This window comes from Sphingobium sp. ZW T5_29 (assembly GCF_044987515.1).
Taxonomy (GTDB): domain Bacteria; phylum Pseudomonadota; class Alphaproteobacteria; order Sphingomonadales; family Sphingomonadaceae; genus Sphingobium.
The window spans coordinates 23761-46382 of the sequence record NZ_JBJDRM010000016.1 but is presented as its reverse complement, the minus strand read 5'-3'; the positions used below and the strand labels follow the sequence as shown (position 1 = coordinate 46382).

At 63.4% G+C, this 22622-nt stretch carries 22 protein-coding genes; 12 read left to right on the top strand and 10 right to left on the bottom strand.

Features of this window, described 5'->3' with window-relative positions; translation table 11 throughout:
- The first annotated feature begins 11 nt into the window (after positions 1 to 11).
- The 3 genes from ACI3KQ_RS13955 (at position 12) to ACI3KQ_RS13945 (ending at position 2269) form a co-directional block, all read left to right on the top strand.
- Positions 12 to 1187, top strand: a complete 1176-nt coding sequence (locus ACI3KQ_RS13955; RefSeq protein WP_404958594.1) for an RsmB/NOP family class I SAM-dependent RNA methyltransferase — start codon at positions 12 to 14, stop codon at positions 1185 to 1187.
- A 77-nt stretch (positions 1188 to 1264) separates the two neighbouring features.
- Complete coding sequence (locus ACI3KQ_RS13950) at positions 1265 to 1783, top strand: tetratricopeptide repeat protein (protein ID WP_404958593.1); 519 nt, start codon at positions 1265 to 1267, stop codon at positions 1781 to 1783.
- Positions 1784 to 1807: 24 nt separating this feature from the next.
- Entirely contained in the window at positions 1808 to 2269 is a 462-nt protein-coding gene (locus ACI3KQ_RS13945; RefSeq protein ID WP_404958591.1) for a GNAT family N-acetyltransferase, read from the top strand.
- Between the two features lie 50 nt (positions 2270 to 2319).
- On the opposite strand, the gene rsmA is transcribed toward ACI3KQ_RS13945, so the two are convergent.
- The 4 genes from rsmA to ACI3KQ_RS13925 all read right to left on the bottom strand — a co-directional run bounded on the left by rsmA (position 2320) and on the right by ACI3KQ_RS13925 (position 7867).
- Entirely contained in the window at positions 2320 to 3162 is an 843-nt protein-coding gene (gene rsmA / locus ACI3KQ_RS13940) for a 16S rRNA (adenine(1518)-N(6)/adenine(1519)-N(6))-dimethyltransferase RsmA (protein ID WP_404958589.1), read from the bottom strand.
- Entirely contained in the window at positions 3152 to 4180 is a 1029-nt protein-coding gene (pdxA, locus tag ACI3KQ_RS13935; protein ID WP_404958674.1) for a 4-hydroxythreonine-4-phosphate dehydrogenase PdxA, read from the bottom strand. Before pdxA ends, rsmA begins: the two co-directional genes overlap by 11 nt.
- Positions 4158 to 5543: a peptidylprolyl isomerase gene (locus ACI3KQ_RS13930; RefSeq protein WP_404958672.1), complete on the bottom strand. Its 1386-nt coding sequence runs from the start codon at positions 5541 to 5543 to the stop codon at positions 4158 to 4160. The genes pdxA and ACI3KQ_RS13930 overlap by 23 nt, the downstream gene beginning before the upstream one ends.
- Before the next feature lie 89 nt (positions 5544 to 5632).
- The gene (locus tag ACI3KQ_RS13925) at positions 5633 to 7867 is read right to left on the bottom strand and encodes an LPS-assembly protein LptD (RefSeq protein ID WP_404958587.1); all 2235 of its coding nucleotides are present in this window, start codon (positions 7865 to 7867) and stop codon (positions 5633 to 5635) included.
- Between the two features lie 228 nt (positions 7868 to 8095).
- Here ACI3KQ_RS13925 and ACI3KQ_RS13920 point away from each other — a divergent pair, with 228 nt between their 5' ends.
- The 3 genes from ACI3KQ_RS13920 (at position 8096) to ndk (ending at position 10498) form a co-directional block, all read left to right on the top strand.
- Positions 8096 to 9541, top strand: coding sequence for a leucyl aminopeptidase (locus tag ACI3KQ_RS13920; protein WP_404958585.1), 1446 nt, complete (start codon positions 8096 to 8098; stop codon positions 9539 to 9541).
- Between the two features lie 3 nt (positions 9542 to 9544).
- Positions 9545 to 9982, top strand: coding sequence for a DNA polymerase III subunit chi (locus ACI3KQ_RS13915; RefSeq protein ID WP_404958583.1), 438 nt, complete (start codon positions 9545 to 9547; stop codon positions 9980 to 9982).
- Between the two features lie 93 nt (positions 9983 to 10075).
- Positions 10076 to 10498 (top strand): nucleoside-diphosphate kinase, encoded by a 423-nt coding sequence (gene ndk / locus ACI3KQ_RS13910; protein ID WP_167303770.1) that lies wholly within the window; start codon positions 10076 to 10078, stop codon positions 10496 to 10498.
- A gap of 92 nt (positions 10499 to 10590) precedes the next feature.
- Here the strand turns inward: ndk and ACI3KQ_RS13905 are convergent, their stop codons facing one another.
- The 6 genes from ACI3KQ_RS13905 to ACI3KQ_RS13880 form a co-directional block, all read right to left on the bottom strand.
- Positions 10591 to 11445 (bottom strand): SDR family oxidoreductase, encoded by an 855-nt coding sequence (locus tag ACI3KQ_RS13905; RefSeq protein WP_404958581.1) that lies wholly within the window; start codon positions 11443 to 11445, stop codon positions 10591 to 10593.
- Between the two features lie 47 nt (positions 11446 to 11492).
- Positions 11493 to 12188 carry a tRNA (guanosine(46)-N7)-methyltransferase TrmB gene (gene trmB / locus ACI3KQ_RS13900; protein WP_404958579.1) on the bottom strand — a complete coding sequence of 232 codons (696 nt, stop codon included), beginning with the start codon at positions 12186 to 12188 and terminating at the stop codon, positions 11493 to 11495.
- Positions 12189 to 12230: 42 nt separating this feature from the next.
- Positions 12231 to 13127, bottom strand: coding sequence for a DMT family transporter (locus tag ACI3KQ_RS13895; protein ID WP_404958577.1), 897 nt, complete (start codon positions 13125 to 13127; stop codon positions 12231 to 12233).
- A gap of 129 nt (positions 13128 to 13256) precedes the next feature.
- On the bottom strand, positions 13257 to 14462 hold the full coding sequence (gene metK / locus ACI3KQ_RS13890) for a methionine adenosyltransferase (protein ID WP_404958575.1): 1206 nt from the start codon (positions 14460 to 14462) through the stop codon (positions 13257 to 13259).
- 58 nt (positions 14463 to 14520) lie between these two features.
- Positions 14521 to 16089 (bottom strand): apolipoprotein N-acyltransferase, encoded by a 1569-nt coding sequence (gene lnt, locus ACI3KQ_RS13885; RefSeq protein WP_404958573.1) that lies wholly within the window; start codon positions 16087 to 16089, stop codon positions 14521 to 14523.
- Positions 16090 to 16099: 10 nt separating this feature from the next.
- On the bottom strand, positions 16100 to 16735 hold the full coding sequence (locus ACI3KQ_RS13880) for a YqaA family protein (RefSeq protein WP_404958571.1): 636 nt from the start codon (positions 16733 to 16735) through the stop codon (positions 16100 to 16102).
- A gap of 270 nt (positions 16736 to 17005) precedes the next feature.
- Between ACI3KQ_RS13880 and ACI3KQ_RS13875 the strand changes: the two genes are divergently transcribed.
- The 6 genes from ACI3KQ_RS13875 (at position 17006) to ACI3KQ_RS13850 (ending at position 22597) form a co-directional block, all read left to right on the top strand.
- Positions 17006 to 17743 (top strand): hypothetical protein, encoded by a 738-nt coding sequence (locus ACI3KQ_RS13875; RefSeq protein ID WP_404958670.1) that lies wholly within the window; start codon positions 17006 to 17008, stop codon positions 17741 to 17743.
- Between the two features lie 107 nt (positions 17744 to 17850).
- Positions 17851 to 18498 (top strand): glutathione S-transferase family protein, encoded by a 648-nt coding sequence (locus tag ACI3KQ_RS13870; RefSeq protein ID WP_404958569.1) that lies wholly within the window; start codon positions 17851 to 17853, stop codon positions 18496 to 18498.
- Between the two features lie 142 nt (positions 18499 to 18640).
- Positions 18641 to 19246 (top strand): hypothetical protein, encoded by a 606-nt coding sequence (locus ACI3KQ_RS13865; protein WP_404958567.1) that lies wholly within the window; start codon positions 18641 to 18643, stop codon positions 19244 to 19246.
- A 431-nt stretch (positions 19247 to 19677) separates the two neighbouring features.
- Complete coding sequence (locus tag ACI3KQ_RS13860) at positions 19678 to 20964, top strand: DNA-packaging protein (RefSeq protein WP_404958668.1); 1287 nt, start codon at positions 19678 to 19680, stop codon at positions 20962 to 20964.
- Positions 20965 to 21025: 61 nt separating this feature from the next.
- Positions 21026 to 21364 carry a hypothetical protein gene (locus ACI3KQ_RS13855; protein ID WP_404958565.1) on the top strand — a complete coding sequence of 113 codons (339 nt, stop codon included), beginning with the start codon at positions 21026 to 21028 and terminating at the stop codon, positions 21362 to 21364.
- 105 nt (positions 21365 to 21469) lie between these two features.
- A complete protein-coding gene (locus ACI3KQ_RS13850) occupies positions 21470 to 22597 on the top strand; it encodes a phage portal protein (protein ID WP_404958563.1) in 1128 nt (375 codons plus the stop codon).
- The last annotated feature ends 25 nt before the right edge of the window (positions 22598 to 22622 follow it).

The window sequence follows — 22622 nt, the reverse complement described above, 5'->3', positions numbered from 1 at the left end:
GGGCGGCGGGCGTGACCCCTTCCGCACGGGTGCAGGCCGCGATCGAACTGCTGGACGCCATCATAGCGTCCGCACGGGACGGCGGCCCGGCGGCGGACACATTGATCGCGCGCTATTTCAAGGAACGGCGTTATGCCGGATCGCGGGATCGCCGAGCGGTGCGCGACCATGTTTATGACGCTGTCCGCCGGGCGGGCGAGCGCCCCTCCACAGGCCGGGCGGCGATGATCGGGCTTGCGCGCGAGCGGCTCGACATCGAGGTGTTGTTCGATGGTTCTGCTCACGGTCCGGCACCGATCGAGCTAGGCGAAGAAGGGGCAATTTCGGGCGACGTGCCCGATTGGCTGAGGCCGTTGCTGGCTGGGCCAGTCGAGCAGGGTGCCTTGCTAGGGCGGGCGCCGGTCGACCTTCGCGTGAACCGATTGAAGGCAGCGATGAAGGATGTCGCGCCGCTTTATCCCGATGCGGTGCCGATAGAGGGGCTGAGTGATGCGATGCGACTGTCCGAAGGTTGGCCGGTCGAACAGAGCGAACCCTGGAAACAGGGGCTGGTCGAGGTGCAGGACGCAGGAAGCCAGATGATTTCGGCCGCATGCCAGGCACAACCCGGCATGACGGTGGTGGATATGTGCGCAGGCGCGGGCGGCAAGACTTTGGCGCTGGCGAGTGCGATGGCGGGTCAGGGTACGCTGATCGCCGCCGACACTATACGATCGCGCCTCGCCCGGTTGGGCCCGCGCGCCGAGCGGGCCGGAGCAACCTTCATCGAAACATTGCTTCTGGACCAGGTCCATGAAAGCCGGGCGCTGGAATCCTTGCACGGTCGGGCCGATGTCGTGTTGGTCGATGCGCCTTGTTCGGGCACCGGCACATGGCGGCGTAATCCTGAGGCGCGCTGGCGGCTGACCCCGGCCAGGTTGGACCGGTTGATCCAGGAACAGGCGCGTATCCTGGATTTTTCGGCTCCTCTGGTAAAGCCGGACGGGGTGCTTGTTTACGCCACTTGCGCGTTGACGGACAGGGAGGGGCAGGACCAGACGCGCGCTTTTCTGGAACGGCACGCGGGCTGGGCGGCTGATACGGTCCTTTCCCCCATGGGACGGCCCCATGGCGACGGCATATTGCTGACCCCTGGCCATGATGGGACGGACGGTTTCTATTTCGCCCGGCTTCGGCGGATGGCCTGAAAGAGACGATGGACAAGGCCCGGCAAAATGACGACACTCAGGCGAAATCAGCGCCTGAAACATGGCTGGAGTTATGCATGCGTTTTACCCCTGCCTCGATCGCCCTTGCCGTCCTGTTGACGACTGTGTCCAGCGTGGGCCTGTCCCAGCGTCCTGACGCGCAGATCACGCCCTTGTCTGTCGAATGGCAGCATAAGGGGATGGCGGCGCGCAAGGCGGGCAATTATCAGGCAGCGACCGATGCGCTGGAAACGGCGTTGGCGGTCGATCCGCGCAATCGCAACGCCTATATCGAACTGGCCCAGGTGGCGCGGGCGCAGGGGTTGCAGGGTAAAGCCATCCGTCTTTATCGTGAAGCGCTGTTGCTGGACCCGACCGATGTCGGCGCGCTGGTCGGGCAGGGCGAAGCCATGGTCGAAAAGGGCGCAATCGCCAAGGCCCGGGAAAATCTGGCCCAGGCGAAAAATGTCTGCAAGGCTGATTGCGCCGGGGTCGGCAAGCTGGCCGCGGCGATCGATAAAGGCCCGCCAGCGACCGTGTTGAGCGCCAAGGAAGGCGTGACGGTGCCCAAGGCGGTGGAGATGGAGACGCCCTGAGCTGAGGCGCTGAAGGCGGCCGATATGTTTGAGGTCCGGGAAGATGACCTGACCGGGAAACAGGTTCGGGCGCTGCTGGAGCTTCACCTTGCCGACATGCACGCCAGTTCGCCGCCGGGGAGTGTCTTTGCCCTCGATCTTTCCGGCTTGCAGGTTCCTGAAGTCACGGTCTGGACCGCGTGGCGCGATGGCCGCGTTGCTGCCATCGGCGCCATGAAGATTTTCGGAGATGGTTTGGCTGAAGTCAAATCCATGCGGACGCACCCGCATTTCCTGAGAATGGGGGCGGGCGCCGCGATCCTGGAGACCATCATTACCGCAGCGACTGTACGCGGTATCCGCCGGTTGAGCCTGGAGACTGGAAGTGGGCCTGCGTTTGAGCCAGCGCTCGCGCTCTACCGACGCAGAGGTTTCAGGAATGGGATGGCGTTCGGGGGCTACGAGCAAAGCGCCTTTAACCAGTTTCTGCACCTGGACTTGCCTTGAGGCAGGGCGACATAAGGCGGCCTGGAACTTCTCCTCACCTTCAGGCGCGGTCAGCTGCGATCCATCAGGCGTGCGACTTCCACAAATTCATCGACGCTGACCGTTTCGGCGCGACGTTGCGGGTCTATTCCAGCTGATTCCAGCGCGGCTAATGCGCCGGGCAGGCCCTTGAGGCTTTGGCGGAGCATCTTGCGGCGCTGGCCGAAGGCGGCGGCGGTCAGGCGTTCGAGGGTCTTGAGCTGGACATCGGCAGGTGCTGGCCGAGGCGTGATGTGCACGACGGCGGACATGACCTTGGGTGGTGGGGTGAAGGCGCTGCGGTGCACCTTCATCGCGATGCGGGCTTCGCCACGCCACTGAGCCAGCACGGCGAGCCTGCCATAATGGTCGCCGCCAGCCTTGGCGACGATCCGTTCCGCCACTTCCATCTGGAACATGAGTGTGAGCGACGACCACCAGGGAAGCGGGTTCCATCCCGCCGATAGCCAGCCCACCAGCAGGGCCGTTCCCACATTATAGGGAAGGTTCGCGATGATATGCGCGCCTTCCCCTGCTTCGGTGCGGGCGTCGACCTGCATCGCGTCGCCCGAAATCACGCGCAATTGTCCAGGAAAGGCCTCTGAAAGCTGAGCGAGGGCTGGCAGGCACCTATGGTCGCGCTCTACGGCTACCAGTCGCGCGCCTGCACGCAGGATCGCACGGGTTAGACCGCCGGGACCGGGACCGACTTCAAATGCCGGAGCGTCCTTTAGCGGGCCGGGAATAGCCGCGATCCGGTCGAGCAACTGTTCGTCGAGCAGGAAATTCTGACCCAGCGCCTTACTGGCCTGAAGCCCATGCATGGCGATCACTTCCCGCAGCGGCGGCAATGCGGGCCGCATGTCAGCAGCCATGGGTCAGGCGCGCGCGGGCAGCTTCGGCGGCCATTTTGAGCGCCGCCATCATCGCGCCGGGATTGGCGCTGTCGGTTCCGGCAATCCCGAACGCGGTGCCATGGTCGGGTGAGGTGCGCACGATGGGCAGGCCAAGGGTCAGGTTTACGCCCTCATCGAAATGCAGCGTCTTGAGCGGGATCAAAGCCTGGTCATGGTACATGCATAGAACGGCGTCGTAGGTTTCGCGCGCGCGGCTGTGAAACAGGCCGTCCGCCGCCAAAGGGCCGCGAATGTCCATGCCTTCGTCCCGCAGCGATTCTATCGCGGGGGCGATGATGTCGATTTCCTCACGGCCCAGCGCGCCGCCTTCACCCGCATGGGGATTCAGCCCGGCGACGACGATGCGCGGGCGAGCGATGCCGAAATTGCGTTGCAGCCCTTTGACGGTCGTGATCGCGCGTGCGCGGATGAGGTCCACGGTCAACACCGACGGCACATCGCCCAGGGGGATGTGGATCGTGACCGGCACGACCTTGAGCGAAGGCCCGGCCAGCATCATCACAGCATTGTGGGGCGCGACGCCGCAACGTTCCGCCACGAATTCGGTCTGGCCAGGATGGGTGAAGCCGACCCCGTAGAGCTGTTCTTTTCCCACAGGTGCGGTCACGATGCCTGCGGCCGATCCGCTTCTGGCCAGGCCCACGGCGACTTCCAGCGATTGAAGGGCTGTGCGCGCGCCGTCGACGCTGGGCGTTCCCGGCGTGATAACGCCAGCGTCAGTCACCTGCAGGCAGGGCAGCGCCCGGTCGAATACGGACGCCGCTTCCTGCGGTGTCGCGATCAGTTCGACGGGACCAAGCCATACGGCGCGCAGCGAAGCGACATCGCCCACCGCGAAAAAAGGCGGGAGCCCACGCGCTTCACGCATGACCCAGCTTTTTGCAACGATTTCCGGGCCTATGCCTGCCGGGTCCCCCAAGGGCACGGCGAAGGGCGGCAGCGGCGTGCCGGGATCAATTATAGTCGATGACGGCATCGCGGCGAAGGTCTCGCAGGTAGATGCGCGCACGCTTGTTGACCCGTTCCTCTTCCAGTTGCGCCATGATCTGAGCGGCGTCGGGCGCGGCAGCCGTAGCAGCGTCGTCACGGCCGCAGACCACCAGGACGCGCACGCCTTCATTGATCGACCCGAAGGGGGGCGTCGCCTGCCCGACTTGCAGGTCCAGCAGAATATCCTGCAGCTGCGGCGGCAGATCGCGAACCTTCACATTGTCGTTATCGACGACGTCGGCGCCGATCTTTGCGCCCAGTTCATTGGCCTGGCCGCAGCCCTTGATCGCCTTCACCTGGGAGGCGAAGCTGGCGGCCCTGGTGCTGGCCTGTTCCTTCGTCGTGCCTGCGGGGAAGCTGACCGATAATTGCTTGAGACTGAGCAGCGCGTCGCGTGGATCGGCAGTCAACACCTTGCGCTTGTCCATGACGTAAATGACGGAAACACCGCCGGGTACGCCGATGGGTCCTGCAATCTGGCCGACCTGCATTTCGTTGGCGGCCTGCGCCAGTGCGTCAGGCAACTGGACCGGACGCACCCAGCCCAGATCGCCGCCGACGGCAGCGGTCGAGGCTTCCGAAAACTGTCTGGCATAAGCGGCAAAGCTGCCGCCCTGCTTGATCTGTTCGATGATGTTGCGCGCGTTGGCGACGATCTGCTGTTCATTTTCCGGCGTGGCCGACAGGTAGATTTCGCCGATCCGATATTCATCGCTGCCCTTGGCCGCGTTCATGCGGTCGATGACGGACTTAACTTCATCTTCCGACACGTTGACGAACGGCTGGATATTTCGGCGGAGCAGGCGGCTCCAGGCCAGCTCGCCCTCAATCTGGCGCCGGATGCTGGCGGGCGCGCTACCCTGCTGGCGCAGATATTGGTCGAACTGGCTTGGGGACTGGCGGAAATTGGCCGCCACCCGCTCAAAGCTCTGGTCGATTTCCGCCTTGTCGATGCGGATGTCGTTGGCGGCAGCTTCCTGGATCTGCAGCGTTTCATCGATCAGGTTACGGAGCACCTGAACGCGCAGCCGCTCCTTTTCCTCTGGCGACACTTTCCCGCCATTGGCGGTGATGATCAGGGCCAGCCGTTGGTCGACATCCGTGCCAGTGATGATGCTGCCGTTGACGATTGCGGTCGCCTTTCGGACATTTGGATCACTCTTGCCAAAGACGGTGACGTCCTTGGGCAGGTTTAACTGCTGTGACGCCACGGCGCCGTTGTCATCCACGGATTGAGCGGTGGCGGGTGAGACGCCCCCGGTCATCAGCATGGACGACAGAAGAAGGGTGTATGCGCCGGTCCGCAGGGTGTGGCGAAGGCGGGCAGGCGGGGAAACGACAGGGTGCATCGTCGACAAAACTCTCCAATACGGTCCGGCGCGTGATGCGCCGGTCCGCCTTAACCGGTCCTGAGCAGGAAGGGCGGGAACGGTGATCCTTATATACCGATATTCCGAAAAGCCAGCCGTAGTTGGAAACTGTTGCCCTTTCGCGCGTCACCAGCCGCCAGATAGTCGCGCCGCCAGGTCAGCCCCAGCGTCAGGCAGTCATCTTCATAGGTGATGCCCAGCCGATGGCGGACCGGCTCATATCCGTCCGCAACGCTCAACGGATCTTCCTTGGCATCGGTCAGGTCGATGACGGTCGATCCATAGAGCGACCAGAAGCGCGCGAACTGAACACGGCCGCCCAGGCGCAATTCTTCACGGTCCTGCAAATCTTCCAGCCCCGCAGCGGCGTTGCGGTTGAGGCGGAGATAGCCGACCAGCGCATAGGTCCTGCGGCTGCCAACGGTGGCGTTGATTTCATTGCGGCGTACCGAAAGTCCGTCCTTATCCAGGCGAAAGCGGTGAATGAGGCTGACGAAATCCTTGTAGCGGACCGTCGTGCGGCCAACGACATCGGACATGCGATCGGAAAGGCCCGTGCCATCCGGCAGGATGCTTTCGCGATTGTTCAGCCGATAGCTTTGGCCCACGATGCTTTCGAGCGAGAAGTCCGGCAGCGACAGGCTATATTCCAGACCATAGGTGATCCGGGTCGAATCTTCGAACCGGTCGTAGCCGGCGAAGCGATTGAGCGCGAAGAGGTTGCTGTCCTCCAGATCGATGGCGCGCGCGTCCTCATTGGGGACAGACAGGTTGGCGATTCGGGGGGCGGCAACGATCTGCACGCGTGGCGCGATGCGTTGCACCCCGCCAAAGGCTTCGCCCATGAAGGGCCAGCGCACATCGACAGCCGCCGCCGCGATGCCGCGCGCCTGCCAGCCGGGATCGCCCGCGTAACGCGCGACGTCGTTCAGAAGAGTGTCGCTGCTGTGATAGATATCGCCGCGCAGATAGGTGGTGAAGGTGACTTCCTGACCCATGCCGGTCAATTGGCGCAGGTTCCATTCGAACGCCCCGAACGCGCGTTGCGTATCCTGCCCATGGGTGCGAGTGATCGCGAGGCTGTTCGCCTGTAGCTGGATGCGACCGCCCAGCAGCGGATCAGTCATGCGCAACCGGTAATCGATGACGGGCAGGGCGATCGGAGTCTGCCCCTGGGAGTCGCCCAAACGCAGAGTTTGGACGGCCCATCCCGCGACTGAGAAATAGCTGTTTTCGCCAATGCGCTGAACGCCGAGCGTAGAGCGCAGCCGGTCGTCGCGATTGATGTCGTAGCGGCGCAGGAAAGTGCGGTCGCTGACGGCCCGGATCGACCCGTTGATGCTCCATTCGGGCGTCAGCTGCATCCCACCGCTGGCATCGAGATAGCCGCGAAAATCCTTCTGCGACGCGTCCGACACCGTGGCGTTGGGCAGAGAGCTGCTGGCGTCCTGGCGGCTGCCATGCGTGGCGTAGCCGGTGATCTGGTAGGCGCCCCGGTCCCAACGGTGGCGGAAATTCGCCTCCAGCATGGGCAGCGTCTCCGAATAGATATGCGGAGTTATAGTCAGGTCGCGGTTGGGCGCGAGTTTCAGATAATAGGGAAGGGCGACTTCCACGCCGTTCGTGCGGTCATAACGGATATTGGGCACCAGTAGCCCGTTTCCTCCCCCGCCCCCAACCGGATGCGAAAAGCCCGGCAGGGGAATCAGCGGCAGGCCGAATATCTCTACGCTGGCGTTGCTGTATCTGACTCGCGCTTCCACAGGGTCGTAGACGACCGTCACTGCCTTGATCTGCCAGGTCGGTTCCTTGGGACAGCCGTCGGAATCCTCTACCGCGCAACCGGTATAGGCGGCCTTGTGCAGGGTGTAGACGCCGTTCACCCGCTTACCCGAAGCCGCAGCCAGCCGCCCTCCAGATTCGAGCACCAGCAGCATGTTGTCGACCACGCCATCTTTCAGCGTATCCGTCACTTCGAACCGGTCGCCATAGGCGATGTTGCCTTCCGGGTCGGTGACTGAAACATTGCCCTTCGCCTCGACCGCGCCGGTGGTGCGGTTCCAGACGACCGTATCGGCGCGCAGCCGGTTGCCTTCCCGAAGCAGCTGCACATTGCCGCTGGCGGTCACGACTTCGCTGTTACTGTCATATTCCAGCCGGTCGGCGGCGAAGCCGATCTGGTCCTCGTTCTGCGGGACGGGCGCGTCGGGCGCGCTGACTGGCGCGGGTGGCGTGTTCAGTTCCTGGGCGGAGCCGTGCTGCGACAAGGCGATGCACGCCAAAGCCGCGCCTGCGGTCAGCATATGCCGGGAACGTCGGAGAAAGGAGAAATTGTGCAAAGGGTCGGGCCTCTCAGGGGCGCTTCGTTGCCCGCCTATCGCATTGCTTTGCCCAAGCCGCAATATTTCGTCATCCTTCTTTTACAGGAAATCGGGCGAACGGCTTTGCCAGACGGGGCAAGCGACATTATCTGACGGTTACAGGATTGCGCATCCCGACCGACAGACAAGATAGAATAGTAAGGATCCTTGATGGAAATCGCGTTCAGCCCGTTACGTCCCGACGCCGACACTCTGGTTCTGGCGGTGGCCAAGGGGCGGCTTGACGGCTTGCCCATCGATGCGGCCGCTACCTTGGCGGCAGGCGCATCGGCAGCGCGTTTCACGGGCGAGGCGGGATCGAGCTTTGAAAGTTTCGCGGACGAAAGCGGCAAGGTGGTGCGGATCGTGCTGCTGGGCATCGGGGGCGGCAGCGACAATGATTATGAGAAGGCGGGTGGCGCGCTCGCAGCACGGCTGCTGACCAGCGGCGCTTCGCATGCGGCAGTCGAATTTCCGGGCGGTGTGAGCGGCGAGAATGCGGCCAGCCTGGCCTTTGCGGCATTGCTGCGCAGCTGGCGGATCGACACCTATCGCACGCGGCAGAGCGAGAAAGCCAAGCCGACGCTGACCAAGCTGACGTTGGTCGGCACGGACGGTGCGGCGGCGTGGGAGCGGTGGTCGGCGGTGGCCGATGGCGTCGCCTTCACGCGGGAACTGGTCGCTGAACCAGCGAACATCCTTTATCCTGAAAGCTTCGTAGAACGTTGTCGCCATCTGGAGCAGATGGGCGTCAAGATCACTGTCCTCGACAAGTCGGCGATGGCCGATCTGGGCATGGGCGCCCTGTTGGGCGTGGCGCAGGGGTCGGTGCGCGAACCGCGCCTGATCGCCATGGAATGGGACGGGACTGACGGCGCTGCGGACAAGCCGCTGGTCTTTGTCGGCAAGGGCGTCACATTCGACACGGGCGGCATCTCCCTGAAGCCCGGCGCGGGCATGGAAGACATGAAATGGGACATGGGCGGCGCTGGCGCGGTTGCGGGCGCGATGAAGGCGCTGGCCGGACGCAAGGCAAAGGCCCGCGTGGTCGGCATTTGCGGCCTGGTGGAAAATATGCCCGATGGCAACGCGCAGCGGCCGGGCGATATCGTCACATCCATGTCGGGCCAGACGATCGAGATCATCAACACCGACGCCGAAGGCCGTCTGGTGCTTTGCGACGTGATCACCTGGGCGCAAAAAACCTATGCGCCTGAGATCGTTATCGATCTGGCGACGCTGACGGGCGCGATGATCGTGGCGCTGGGCGATCAATATGCGGGCATCTTTTCCAACGACGACGAATTGGCCGACGATCTGATTGCCGCTGGCAAGGCGGCAGGCGATCAGCTGTGGCGTTTTCCGTTGTCCGACGCCTATAACAAGCTGATCGACAGCCCCATTGCCGACATGAAGAATATGGGCGCGCGTTACGCCGGATCGATCACGGCGGCACAGTTCATCAAGCGCTTCGTCGATGACGGCGTCAAATGGGCGCATCTCGATATCGCCGGGATGGTTTGGGCCGACAAGCCGGGCGCAACATGGGACAAGGGCGCAACAGGCTATGGTGTGCGTCTGATCGACAGGCTGGTGGCCGACAAGTTCGAGAAATAGGCCATGCAGGTCGATTTCTACCAGTTGAACCAGGATCCGGTGGACCAGGTGCTACCCGCAATCGCGGCGCGTATATTGGGGCTGGGGGAGCGGTTGTTGGTCGTGGCGGCGGATGAGACGCAGCTTGGCCGCATCTCCGCAGGCCTGTGGGCGGGGCCGCCCGAAAGCTTCCTGGCGCATGGCCGCGCGGGACAGGGTAACGAATCGGTCCAGCCCGTGCTGTTGTCGCACGATTGCGCTGCCGCCAACGGTGCGCGTCATGTCGCGATCGCCGACGGCCTGTGGCGCGACGAAGCGCTGGGTTTCGAACGCGCTTTCTATTTTTTCGATGCGATGACGATTGATGGCGCGCGGGAAAGCTGGCGCGCCTTGGGAAAGCGGGAAGGCGTCACGCCCCGCTTCTGGCGACAGGAAGGGCGCAAATGGGTGCAAGGGCCATGAAGCACTGGAGGGGATAACGCCCCTTGCGGCGGCGGACAGGCCGGTCTAAAGGGCGCGCCATCCTTTCCCAGATATTCGGAGCTTTTGAGCCTCATGGCCGTCACCCGCACTTTTTCGATCATCAAGCCCGACGCGACTCGTCGCAACCTGACGGGCGCCGTGACCAAGAAGCTTGAGGAAGCGGGCCTGCGGGTCGTCGCGTCCAAGCGCATCCGCATGAGCCGCGAACAGGCTGAAGGCTTCTATGCCGTTCACAAGGAACGCCCCTTCTTCGCGGATCTGGTCGCTTTCATGATCTCCGGCCCCGTGGTCGTGCAGGTTCTGGAAGGTGAAGACGCCGTGAAGCGCAATCGCGACATCATGGGCGCCACCAACCCCGCCAATGCTGATGAAGGCACGATCCGCAAGGATTATGCTGAATCGATCGAAGCCAATTCGGTTCATGGTTCGGACAGCGAAGAAAACGCCGCCATCGAGATCGCCTATTTCTTCAAGGCGGAAGAAATCGTCGGCTGAACCTTGCTGGCAAGGTGAATGAAGGGGCCGGGGGCACATGCCCGCCGGCCCTTTTCATTTGCGCGGGTCCTGACCCTTGCCAGCGCGAAGTCTCATCCGTTCACGATGATGCCGCCATTGGGGTGGAGCACCTGGCCCGACATGTAGCTGCTGTCATCGCAAGCGAGGAAGAGGAAGGCAGGGGCGACTTCGTTGGGTTGGCCGGGGCGGCCCATGGGCGTGGATTCGCCGAAATGTTCCAGCTTTTCCTTTGTCGCGCCGCCGCTGGGATTGAGTGGGGTCCAGATCGGCCCAGGAGCGACAGCGTTGACGCGTACGCCATCCTTGACCAGATTTTCGGACAGGCTGCGGGTAAAGGCGGTGATCGCCCCCTTTGTACTGGAATAATCAAGCAATTCTGCTGAACCTTGATACATGGTGACACTCGTGCAGTTCACGATGGCCGCGCCTTTTTTGAGATGTGGGCGAGCGGCCTGCGTCAGGAAGAACATGCCGAAGATATTGGTTTGGAAGGTGCGGCGGAGCTGTTCCTCCGTAATGTTCGTAATGTCCTGATCAGGATGCTGTTCGCCGGCATTGTTGACCAATATGTCAAGGCGACCAAAATGTTCGATGACCTGAGCGACGGCGTCATCGCAAAATGATTTTTCGCCAATGTCCCCTGCGATGGTGAGCGCCTCACCGCCTTCGGCTTCAACGATCTGGGCAGTCATTTTGGCGTCGTCATGTTCGCACAGATAGAGGATCGCGACGTCGGCCCCTTCGCGCGCATAGAGGGCGGCCACGGCGCGACCGATCCCGCTGTCCGCGCCGGTGATCAACGCGACCTTACCCTGAAGACGGCCAGAGCCGGGATAGCGGGGTTCCCATTCGGGCTTGGGTTCCAGCTTGCTTTCGTGGCCGGGCAGGCCGTCTTCCCGGATCATTTCTTCGTGATTGTCGGACATGGGTCAGTCTCCTTCACCCCGTCCAACGTGCCACAGCCCTTGGGGGTTCAGCGCCGCCGGTAGCGGAAATACCACACTTCATGGCCCAAGCGGCGGGCTTTGGCCTCATAGCGGGTTTCAGGCCAGCCGCCGGGACGGACCAGGAAATCCTTTGGCTCCTGCGCCAGCCATTCGAAGTCGGGGTGCCCGTTCATCACCATCAGGGCCCAGCGCAGATAGACAGGGTGATCTGTTCCGAAACGGAACTCCCCGCCAGGCTTGAGCTTTCGCGCGATCATCGCGACGGGGCCGGGGTTCATCATGCGGCGCTTGGCATGGCGGGCCTTGGGCCAGGGGTCGGGATGGAGGAGGTAGACGAAGCTGAGGCTGCCGTCCGGTATGCGGCTAAGTACGGAAAGCGCGTCGCCCATGTGAAGGCGGACATTGCCCAGCGCTTTGTCCCGGATATGGGCCAGCGCCGTGACGACGCCGTTGAGAAAGGGCTCGCAGCCGATAAAGCCATGGTCGGGGAGCAAGTCGGCGCGATAGGCGAGATGTTCCCCGCCGCCGAAGCCGATTTCAAAGTGCAAGGGGCGGTCGTAGCCGAACAGGCTGGCGGCGCTCAGTTCGCCTTCTTCCGGGACGGAAAGGGCGGGCAGGAGCGTTTCGACCAGTTCCTGCTGGCCTGCTCGCAGCTTATGGCTCGACTGGCGGCCGTAAAGACGGTTGAGCGTCGTTGGATCGCCGGATTTATGCGCTGTCATGGCACGCGCCGATAGCGGCGGCGGGCCAAGTGAGCAAGCGGGCTATTGCGCGGTGTGGTTGCTGCGCGATGCCGCGGCTATCCCCAGCAGGATCAGCGCCATGCCAGCGAAATGATAGCTGTGCAGTGGCTCGCCCAACAATAAAGCGGCCAAAAGGGCGCCGAGCAGAGGCTGGAGACTGATGACTTGCCCTGCCTGAGCCGCGCCAATCTGGGCCACCGCATGATTGTAGAGAAAATAAGCGATTATCGACGGGAAGATGGCGACATAGACGATTCCCCCTGCGACGGCAGGCGTCCAGCGCACCCGATGTACCGGCCATTCGCTCGCCGCAAGCGGAGCCATGATCAGCACGCCGACCAGGAAACTGAGCGTCAGGAATGTTGTGGCGGTGAGCGGTGGGCGTTTGCGCAACAAGGATGTGTAGATCGACCAGCACAGGACGCCGAGCAGGATCAGCGCATCGCCCTGGCCGAAGCTGAGCGTCGCCAGGGCGCGAAGGTCGGCGCGGAAGATGATGAGCATCGCTCCCAGCGCGGCGACCAGCACGCCGACGATTTGGAGGGGCAGGGCACGGGTGCGGAAGAAAAGGAAATTGCATCCCAGCACCAGCGCCGGGATCGCTGCCTGGATCAGCAGGGCGTTTGTCGCGCTGCTGCTGCGCAGGCCTGAATAAAGAAGGGCGTTGAAGCAGCCGACGCCGAATATCGCGAGCAGGATCAGCATTGGCCAGTGTCGGCGCATGACTGGCCATTCCGTCAGGATTCCCCGAGCGGAAAAGGGCAGCAGAAGCAGCGCCGCTCCGAGCCAGCGGAGGAAGGCGAGAGTGAAGGGCGGAATGTCAGCCCGAATGGCGCGCGCGATCAGCGCATTGCCCGCCCAGAGCAGCATGACGAGCAGCAGCATCAGGTAGATGCGGGAGCGGGGTGAGGAAGTCATGGTTGCCGCACCTGCCCCGCTTTCAGCGGCGGGTCAAACGAGTCGCCGACCCATGCAGGATGCTGGATGGATGAAAACGGCGCGCAAGGGGTAACCCTCCGCGCGCCGTATTCGATGATCCTGAAGCTTTTATAGGGCGGCCTTGAGCCGGTCCACGAGGTCGAGCTTTTCCCAGGGGAAGAAGTCGCCTTCAGCTTTGCGGCCGAAATGACCATAGGCGGCGGTGGGGCGATAGATGGGCTTGTTGAGGCCCAGATGCGTGCGGATGCCGCGCGGGGTGAGGCCACCTAGTTCCTTGATCGATTTGATCGCTTCTTCGATCTTTGCATCATCGACGCTGCCGGTGCCATGCGTATCGACGTAGAGAGAGAGAGGTTCAGAGACGCCAATCGCATAAGCAAGCTGGATCGTGCAGCGACGCGCGAGGCCTGCGGCGACGATGTTCTTCGCAAGGTAGCGGGTGATGTACGCGGCCGAACGGTCGACCTTCGTCGGGTCCTTGCCCGAAAAGGCGCCGCCGCCATGGGGCGAAGCGCCGCCATAGGTGTCGACGATGATCTTGCGACCGGTAAGTCCCGCGTCACCGTCAGGCCCGCCGATTTCAAAGCTGCCCGTGGGATTGATGTGATAGACGGTTTCGGCGGACAGCAGTTCGGCTGGAAGGACTTCTGCGACGACGCCCTTCACATATTCCTTGAGCTGGGATTCCCTGTCGCCTTCGTCATAGCCCTTGCCATGCTGGGTCGAGACGACAATCGCTGTCGCGGCGGCGGGCTTGCCATGTTCGAAGCGCAGCGTGACCTGGCTCTTGGCGTCAGGCTCAAGGAAGGGCGCGCGGCCGGAGTGGCGGTCATGCGCCATCTTGGCCAGTATCTTGTGGCTGTAATCCAGCGTCGCGGGCATGAGGTCTGGCGTTTCGTCACAGGCGAAACCGAACATGATGCCTTGATCGCCCGCGCCTTCATCCTTGTTGCCGCTGGCGTCAACGCCTTGGGCGATGTGTGCGGACTGGGCGTGGAGATTGTTTTCGAAGCGCAGGGTTTCCCAGTGGAAACCATCCTGCTCATAGCCGATGCGCTTTACCGTTTCGCGAACGGTGCGCTCGATCTCCGCCTGGGCGCCCGGAGCCCATTCACCATTTTCGAAGACGCCCTTGCAGCGGATCTCGCCCGCCAGCACGACCAGTTGTGTCGTGGTCAGCGTTTCGCAGGCGATGCGTGCTTCGGGATCCTTGGACAGGAACAGGTCGACGATGGCGTCGGAAATCTGGTCCGCGACCTTGTCGGGGTGGCCTTCGGAAACGGATTCCGAGGTGAAAAGATAGTTGCTGCGCATGGGACTCCCGTTAGCAGGCTGGCGTGAAAGGCGACATAAAGAAAAGTTTATGTGGCTATTAGCTTCTCACCCTGCCCATGGCAATGGCCAGCCCGAGCAGCAGGATGGTGAAAGCCAAGGCCGCCCAGTTGCCGATCCGAGAGAAAAGCGTGGGCTCCAAAGTCGGGGGAAGCCCGGTGTCGAGGAAACCGGCGCGTTGCAGCCCGAGCGCATGCTGCACATGGCCGCGCGCATCGATTACCGCGGATACTCCCGTCGGGGTGGAGCGGATGATCGGGATGCCTTCTTCCAAAGCCCGGAGGCGGGCCTGGGCGAGATGCTGGACCGGGCCCCAGCTTCCGAACCAGGCGTCGTTCGATGGGTTGAACAGAAATGCCGGGCGGTTGGCAGCGTCAATCACATGGCCCGAAAAAATGATTTCGTAGCAAATCTGCACGCCCATCTTCATTTCCGGGCGTCCGGGCGTGGCGGCCAGGGTCAGGCTTTGCGGGCCGGGACCGGGCCAGAAATCGGCGTCTCCAGGAACCAGTCGCGACAGTCCGATCGGCTGGAGCAGCGCGCGCAGCGGAAGATATTCGCCAAAGGGGACGAGATGCGCCTTGTCGTAGCGGCCCAATATTTGGGCGCGGGGCGACACGATCCAGAGGCTGTTGTTTGCGCCCGCCAAGGCGTTTGTGACGATGCCGCCCCGATCGACCTGTTTGAAATAGATCTTGGTGCCGCCGGTCAGCAGCAAGTCGCCAGGGCCGAGCAGCGCAGCGATGCTGGCGCGCCACTGTGGTTCCATGTCGAGATAGGCGGGGATTGCAGCTTCGGGCCAGAAGATCAGGCGTGGGGCGGGGCGGGGTTTGCCCGACAAAGTGGCAAGTGTGCGGAAGTGAGCTTGTTCAAGCTCTGGCGAATATTTCTCATCCTGGCCGATGTTGGGTTGGACCACCCGGATGCGCGGCGCACCGGTCGGCGTGGAGGGGGCAGGGGCGTAGATTCCCCAAAGCGCGCACGCCAGCAGTGGGGCGGCCAGCGCTGCAGCGGGGATGAATTGCCGACTGAGCGCGAGAAGGATTACGCCTGCGGCGAGGACCACGAGCGCGCCGAGGGCATAGGTGCCGATCAGCGTCGCGGCGATGGCGATCCCGGTAGGAAGCAGTGTGACGCCCAGCGGGTTCCAGGCAAATCCGGTGAAGAGGACCGCGCGGAGCCATTCGCTGGCGACCCAGCAGGCGGCGAACAGGAAGATGAAGGGAAGTAGACGCTTTGGGGCGGAACGGGGTGCTTGCAGTATTGCGCTCCGCAGCCACCATGCGCTCAGCGCCGCCAAGCCTGGATACAAGGCTAGATATAGCGACAGGAGGATGACGGCGCCGTAGCCGAACCAATGCGGCATTGCGTCCTGAAAGCTGAATGCGTCGGCGATCCAGTTGAGGCCGAGGGTGAAGTGGCCGACGCCGAACAGCCAGCCACGCGAAAAGGCGGCGCGTCGATCAGGCGCGCCATCGACGAGCAGGGTCAGCAGGACGATGCAGGCGAAGGAGACCGGCCACAGCTTCAACGGTTCGAATCCGGTCGCCGACAGGAATCCCGCGACCAGCGCGATGGATTTTGGGAAGCGGGTGATCAGGTCTTTCATAGATGCCCGATCAGCGAAGTGTCGCCATGGTGGCGCTGCTGCATTTGTCGGTTTTCGTGCCGCCGCCCGACAGCGCCGAAGCCGCAAGGAACCCGCCCACGATGAGGACGATGAAAAGAGCGGAAAGGAGGGCCAGATATTTTTCGATGAAGGCCTTTATCGGTCGTCCGAACTTCCAGAACAGGAAACCGACCAGCATGAACTGGAAAGCGCGGGACAGGATGCTGGCCCAGATGAAGGTGAAGAGCGAGAGGCCGATGAATCCGGCTGTTATCGTGATCAGTTTGAAGGGGATTGGCGTCGCGCCCTTCACGAGGATGATTTCCGCGCCATAATCGCGCAGGTAGCAGGCGGCGACGGGGAATTTCGCGGCGAGGCCGAGGGTGTCGAGAATTTGCTGACCGAGCGCTTCATAGAGGAAATAGCCGATCGCGTAGCCGAGCAGGCCGCCGAGAACTGACGCCAGAGTGCAGATGATGCCGAAGCGGATCGCGCGTTCCGGGCGGGCGAGGCACATCAGGCCCAGAAGTGGGTGGGGGGGGATGGGAAAAAAGCTGGATTCCATGAAGGAGACAGCGAAAAGCCAGCGTTCGGCATGGGCGTGGGCGGCCTTGGCCAGCGTCCATTGATAGAGCTTTGTGAGCATCGCGGCGGGACTAGCCGAGATCGTTTCCGACCGCCAGAGCTTTTGCCGGGGCTGTGAGATGACTCGCTAGCTTGATCGGGCGGGGGTCGTGCCGGTAAGGATTGGCGGCAAAGGAGATCGGGGAATGCCGGGCACGCAATGCAGCGCCGATCGCGGCGTCAGACGACGAAGGCGGGAAGATGGCGCCGGGTCCTGCCGGGTTGCGCCCCGTCCGGGCGACGCCATGTGACGCGGGCGTCATGGCAAGGGGTGCGCGAGCGCGCGGGCGGGCTGTTGTTCGCACTGGTGCTCAATGGCCTGCTGCTGCTGGCGCTGCTGACGCTGGCGCCGCACCCAGAACAGCGGCAGGACGACATGCGCCTGCCGGTGACGTTCGACGTGGCCGCCGGACCGGAGGCGAAGAAGGAAAAGGCGGCAGCGAAGGAGAAGGAGAAGGCCAAGGAACGCAGCGAGGACAAGGAGCGCGAGCCGCCCAAGCCGGAGAAGACGCCGCCCGTCCGCCCGGTGGAAACGCTACCCGCGCCACTGGTGAAATTGCCATCGCCGCTGCCGTCGCCGCTGCCGTTCCTGGAGCTGGAAAGCCCGCAGATGGCGGCGGCCGACATAGGGCGCATGCCCCGCAAGGCCGAGGCGGGAAGCGCGACCGGGCAGGGCGATCAAGCCGCCGTGGCGGGTCCGGGCGAAGGACCGGGCGGGGTCCAGTTGTTCGAGGCGGAATGGCACCGGCGACCCACTCATGCGGAACTGTCGACCTATATTCCGGGCAATGCGCCCGCGCAGGGATGGGGCCTGGTCGCATGCAAGACGGTCGATGATTATCATGTCGAAAATTGCCAGGCGCTGGGAGAGTCGCCCGCAGGGTCGGGCTTTGCCCGCGCGGTGCGGCTGGCGGCGTGGCAGTTTCGGGTCAGGCCGCCGCGCGTCAATGGCAAGCCGATGATCGGAAGCTGGGTGCGCATCCGCATCGACTATAGCCGGTCCAAGGCCCCGGCTGGGGATGAGGGATGAGACTAGTCCGACCCACAACATCACAACATAGGTTGCATTTTGATATGTAAATGGCATTCTGCCTGCCGAGCCGATACTGAGGCCAGCCAGGATAGAGGAATGATGTCATGATCATATATGGAGCGAGGCCGTCCCCCTTTGTACGGAAGGTCATCATCTTCGCGGCGGAAAAAGGTCTGTCGGCAGAGGTGATGCCGGGTGGCTTCGGGCAAGGGGGCGATGTGTTTGCCAAAGCATCCCCCTTTGGCAAGATACCGGCGTTTCAGGACGGCGATTTCCTGATCAGCGACAGTAGCGCCATCATAACCTATATGGATGCGGTTCAACCAGACCCCAATCTGATCCCGCTGGATGCCAGGGCGCGTGCCCGGACCATCTGGTATGAAGAATTTGGCGATACGATCGTTCAGGCAGGGGGCATGCCGATCGTATTCAACCGGCTGGTCGCGCCTTTGCTGAACGTTCCCCAGGACCTGGAAGCGGCGACGCGGGCGGAGACGGAGAAGCTGCCACCCATCTATGATTATCTGGAATCAGTTTTACCCGATAGCGGATTCCTGGTGGAAGATCGGTTCACCCTGGCCGATATTGCGGTGGCCTGTCCGATCATCACCGTCAACCATTGCAGCAGCATATTGAGCGACGGGCGTTGGCCCAAAATCAGCGCCTGGCTGCAGGGCCTGAGCGTGCGTCCGAGCTTTGCCGATGCGTTGGCGGCCGAAGAAAAGGCGCTAAGCAAGATGCGAAGAAACTAACCTATATGGAACATTCTTCTTGACATCGTCACGCTGTTCTGACAGGTAAGTCGATATTGGGAATTGTGAGTCGCCACGGCGGCGGCGCGAAGGGCTGGTCCAGATGGGCCGGCCCTTTTGCGTTAGGCAAAGGAGGGGCAGCGTGCAGGAGAAGGGGAAGGAGAAGGCCGGGAATGCTTCGCGCCGCTTCGGCGGCAAGGCAAGCGACGGTCAGGACCGGGAGTTGACGGTGCAACGCAGCCAGGTCGGCGCGGCAAAGGCCAATGCGCAGTTGCGGGCGGTGCGCAAGGATGGGTGGACGGAGGACCGGCGCAAGATCTTCATGGAGACGCTGGCGGCAACCTGCAACGTCAGCGAAGCGGCGCGGGCGGCCGGAAAGAATCTGTCGACGGCCTATTATCAGAAGCGGCGCGATCCGGGCTTTGCAAGGGAATGGAGTCACGCGCTGAACATCGGCTATTCCGAATTGGAGGCGCTGATGCTGCGCGAGGCCCTGTTCGGTAGTGAGCAAGAAGAGGTGACGATGGACGCCGACGGCATGGTGAAGAGCCGCAAGGTGAAGCGCGGCCATCCCCATGTGGTGGGCATGCGGTTGCTGACTGCCCACGCCCGAAAGGCCATGGAAGCGCGTGCCGCCGATGAAGCGGATCGGCCCGACGGTGAGGATGCGGTAGCGCGGTTGCGAGCCGCGCTGGATGCGGTTCGCCGGCGTAGCACCGAAGAAAAGGAAGCTGTGGAGGCAAAATGAGCGGCGGGTTTCAGGGAGGCGATCCTCAGGCGTTAGAAAGTGATGAGTAGCATGATGCCGGAACTATTTAGAGTATGAAACATTCAGTTTTCATTCCGAATAAGGCAACCTGGAGCGCTTGATCGCACCGGGCTTTTTGTGCCATTTTAATGCATTGAATAATAATGACTTTTTTGTGAAAAATATGTCCTTGGATATATGGTCATTCCGATAAATTGATGACGTAATGCATTTGCAGGTTATGCCTGTAGTGCGACCCTAACTGCTCCGCCTATTCTTTAGGCGGAGCTTTTTTTGTTCAGGCAAGTGAAAGTTAATCTACATCAATTCTGGCGGGTAACAGAATCGAGAATGAGCGCGGCAACGGAGCGGGGAGGGGGCCAGTGGGGGGCATGTCGGATTTCGAACGGCTGGCGATGATGCCGGTCGAGATGCGCGATCGGATATTGGCCGGGTTGGACGACGCGGCGGCGCAGGCGCTGGCGCATGACTGGAGCTGGCGGGCGCGGCCCGAACAGCTGGCGCCCGATGGAGACTGGCGCATCTGGTTGATGATGGCCGGGCGCGGGTTTGGCAAGACGCGCGCGGGGGCCGAATGGGTGCGGGCGATAGCGGAAAGCGATGGCCGCGCCCGGATCGCACTGGTCGGGGCGACGCTGGGCGAAGTGCGATCGATCATGGTGGAGGGACCGTCCGGCCTGCTGGCGATCGCGCCCTGGTGGAACCGGCCCGCCTTTTCCCCCGCTTTGCGCCGGTTGATCTGGCCCAATGGGGCGATGGCGATCCTGTTCGGGGCAGCCGAGCCGGAAGCGCTGCGCGGGCCGCAGTTCAGCCATGGCTGGGCCGACGAGATCGCCAAATGGGCAGGCGGCGAGGCGGTTTGGGACAATTTGATGATGGGGATGCGGTTGGGGCATGATCCGCGCGTGCTGGCGACCACGACGCCGCGACCGGTGGCCCTGGTGCGCAATCTGGTGGCGCGCGACGGCGCCGATGTAGCGGTGACGCGAGGCCGCACCGCCGACAATAGCGCGAACCTGGCGGACGGCTTCATCGCGGCGATGGAGCGCAATTATGGCCATACGCGGCTGGGTCGGCAGGAACTGGAAGGCGAGCTGATCGAAGAGGTCGAAGGCGCATTGTGGAGCCGGGACCTGCTGGAGCGATGCCGCGCCGTGCATGTACCCGCTGGCAAGGATGGCGCGGGTCCGCTGTCGCGGGTCGTGGTGGCGGTCGATCCTCCCGCTTCGGCGACAGGTGACGCATGCGGGATCGTGGTGGCCGGGATCGGCCCCGACGGGCGCGCCTATGTGATTGCGGATGCGAGCGTGGAGAAGGCGACGCCCGAAACATGGGCGCGGGCGGTGGCGAGCGCGGCGGTGGCGCATGGCGCGGACAGGGTGGTGGCGGAGGCCAATAATGGCGGCGCGATGGTGGAAAGCGTGCTGCGCGCGGCAGAGGCGTCGCTGCCCGTGCGGCTGGTGCATGCCAGCCGGGGAAAAGCGGCGCGGGCCGAGCCGGTGGCGGCGCTGTACGAAGCGGGACGCGTCCTGCATCTGGGCGCATTCTGGCAGATGGAGGACCAGATGTGCGGGTTGGTGGCGGGGGGCGGCTATGTCGGCCCCGGTCGGTCGCCCGACCGTGCCGACGCGCTGGTGTGGGCGCTGACCGAACTGATGCTGGGACGGCGCGGCGACGCGCGGGTGCGGTCCATATGAGGAACCCGCAAAGGCATGGGCGCGTATATTGTCGGTTGAGTTTCAATGAGGAGTGCAGGTCATGAAGTTGGCCAGGATCATGATGATAGCCGCTGGCGTAACGTTCGTGGCGTCGCCGGTGATGGCGGCGTCGTTGAGCAGCAAGGATCGGGCGCGCGTGGCGAGAGCAGCGCCGCGCGACCGGGATGATGTGCGCTATTGCCTGTTGCAGGCGAAGAAGGGCCGCGATCGCGGAACGGTGATCGGTGCGGCAGGCGGCGTCGGTGTCGGAGCACTGGCAGGCGGGAATGTGGGAGAATCCCTGCTGGCGGGCGCTGCTGGCGCGGTGGCCGGGCGCGTCATCGGCAAGAGCGAGGGCACCAATTCCACGTGCGACCGGGTGCTGCGGCGTAATCCCTGAGTTGAGGGGGGTCCGCCCCCTCTCCAAGTTTCGCTAGGCAGCGAGCTGCCGAGCTTCACTATCCTCTCCCCGATGGGGCGGGGATTTTTTTTGTCGCGGGGTCATATGAAATTTTTTGGGACGAAGGCGGCGCGGGCTTCCGCGCGGCCGGTGTTGGCGCGCGCATGGGGTTCTGGCGCGGTGGCCTTGGGCGAATGGCCTGCTTCCTATGAAGCGCAGGTGCGGTCCGGTGTGGTCGGCAATCCGGTGGCGCAGCGGGCCTTGCGGCTGGTGTCGGAAGGTGCGGGGGGCGCGGTTCTGACAGCGACCGGGGTCGAGCCGGAGGATGGCGCGCGGGCGCTGTCGCTGATGACGCGCTGTGCCGGGGGGCAGGCGATGGTGGAGGTGCTTGCCAGCCATCTGTCGCTGCACGGCAATGGATATGTCCAGATATTGGCGGGCGCGGACGGCATGCCCGCCGAACTTTATGCGCTGCGGCCAGAGCGGGTCAGCGTGGAGGCCGATGCACGGGGGTGGCCCGCCGCCTATCTGTACCGGGTCGGGGACAATGTGACCCGGCTGCTGCCCGAAGATGCGGCGGGGCGGACCAGCATCATCCACTTGAAGGCGCTGCATCCGCTGGACGATCATTATGGCCTGGGCTGCGTGAGCGCGGCGGCGGGCGCGGTGGCGATCCACAATGCCGCGACGGTGTGGAACAAGGCGCTGCTGGACAATGCGGCGCGGCCATCGGGTGCGATGGTGTTCGATCCGGGCGACGGATCGGTGATGAGCCCGGACCAGTTCGAGCGGGTGAAGCGCGAGATGGAGGTCGCCTTTTCCGGCGCTGCCAATGCGGGGCGGCCCATGTTGCTGGAGGGCGGGCTGAGCTGGAAGGCGATGAGCCTGTCGCCAGCGGAGATGGACTTTGTTGGCCTGAAGGCGGCGGCGGCACGGGAAATCGCGTTGGCGTTTGGCGTGCCGCCGATGCTGATGGGCCTGCCGGGCGACAATAGCTACGCCAATTATCGGGAGGCGAACAAGGCGCTGTGGCGGCAGACGATCCTGCCGTTGCTGGGCAAGATTTGCGGCGGGGTGGCGCAGGGGTTGAACGGGTGGTGGCCCGGACTGGTGCTGGCCCCCGACCTGGACGCCGTGCCCGCGCTGTCGGAAGAGCGGGCGACTTTGTGGGATCGTGTGACCGGGGCGGACTTTCTGACGGGGGATGAGAAGAAGGCGATGCTGGGGATTTGATGGCGTCCAGCGAGGCGGGAGGGGC

What these genes read in the sequence shown, in the direction of transcription:
- ACI3KQ_RS13950 (WP_404958593.1), top strand. Translation starts at nt 1,265, where the DNA reads ATGCGTTTTACCCCTGCCTCGATCGCCCTTGCCGTCCTGTTGACGACT.
- ACI3KQ_RS13945 (WP_404958591.1), top strand. Translation starts at nt 1,808, where the DNA reads ATGTTTGAGGTCCGGGAAGATGACCTGACCGGGAAACAGGTTCGGGCG.
- rsmA (WP_404958589.1), bottom strand. Translation starts at nt 3,162, where the DNA reads ATGGCTGCTGACATGCGGCCCGCATTGCCGCCGCTGCGGGAAGTGATC.
- pdxA (WP_404958674.1), bottom strand. Translation starts at nt 4,180, where the DNA reads ATGCCGTCATCGACTATAATTGATCCCGGCACGCCGCTGCCGCCCTTC.
- ACI3KQ_RS13930 (WP_404958672.1), bottom strand. Translation starts at nt 5,543, where the DNA reads ATGCACCCTGTCGTTTCCCCGCCTGCCCGCCTTCGCCACACCCTGCGG.
- ACI3KQ_RS13925 (WP_404958587.1), bottom strand. Translation starts at nt 7,867, where the DNA reads ATGCTGACCGCAGGCGCGGCTTTGGCGTGCATCGCCTTGTCGCAGCAC.
- ACI3KQ_RS13920 (WP_404958585.1), top strand. Translation starts at nt 8,096, where the DNA reads ATGGAAATCGCGTTCAGCCCGTTACGTCCCGACGCCGACACTCTGGTT.
- ACI3KQ_RS13915 (WP_404958583.1), top strand. Translation starts at nt 9,545, where the DNA reads ATGCAGGTCGATTTCTACCAGTTGAACCAGGATCCGGTGGACCAGGTG.
- ndk (WP_167303770.1), top strand. Translation starts at nt 10,076, where the DNA reads ATGGCCGTCACCCGCACTTTTTCGATCATCAAGCCCGACGCGACTCGT.
- ACI3KQ_RS13905 (WP_404958581.1), bottom strand. Translation starts at nt 11,445, where the DNA reads ATGTCCGACAATCACGAAGAAATGATCCGGGAAGACGGCCTGCCCGGC.
- trmB (WP_404958579.1), bottom strand. Translation starts at nt 12,188, where the DNA reads ATGACAGCGCATAAATCCGGCGATCCAACGACGCTCAACCGTCTTTAC.
- ACI3KQ_RS13895 (WP_404958577.1), bottom strand. Translation starts at nt 13,127, where the DNA reads ATGACTTCCTCACCCCGCTCCCGCATCTACCTGATGCTGCTGCTCGTC.
- metK (WP_404958575.1), bottom strand. Translation starts at nt 14,462, where the DNA reads ATGCGCAGCAACTATCTTTTCACCTCGGAATCCGTTTCCGAAGGCCAC.
- lnt (WP_404958573.1), bottom strand. Translation starts at nt 16,089, where the DNA reads ATGAAAGACCTGATCACCCGCTTCCCAAAATCCATCGCGCTGGTCGCG.
- ACI3KQ_RS13880 (WP_404958571.1), bottom strand. Translation starts at nt 16,735, where the DNA reads ATGCTCACAAAGCTCTATCAATGGACGCTGGCCAAGGCCGCCCACGCC.
- ACI3KQ_RS13870 (WP_404958569.1), top strand. Translation starts at nt 17,851, where the DNA reads ATGATCATATATGGAGCGAGGCCGTCCCCCTTTGTACGGAAGGTCATC.
- ACI3KQ_RS13860 (WP_404958668.1), top strand. Translation starts at nt 19,678, where the DNA reads ATGCGCGATCGGATATTGGCCGGGTTGGACGACGCGGCGGCGCAGGCG.
- ACI3KQ_RS13855 (WP_404958565.1), top strand. Translation starts at nt 21,026, where the DNA reads ATGAAGTTGGCCAGGATCATGATGATAGCCGCTGGCGTAACGTTCGTG.
- ACI3KQ_RS13850 (WP_404958563.1), top strand. Translation starts at nt 21,470, where the DNA reads ATGAAATTTTTTGGGACGAAGGCGGCGCGGGCTTCCGCGCGGCCGGTG.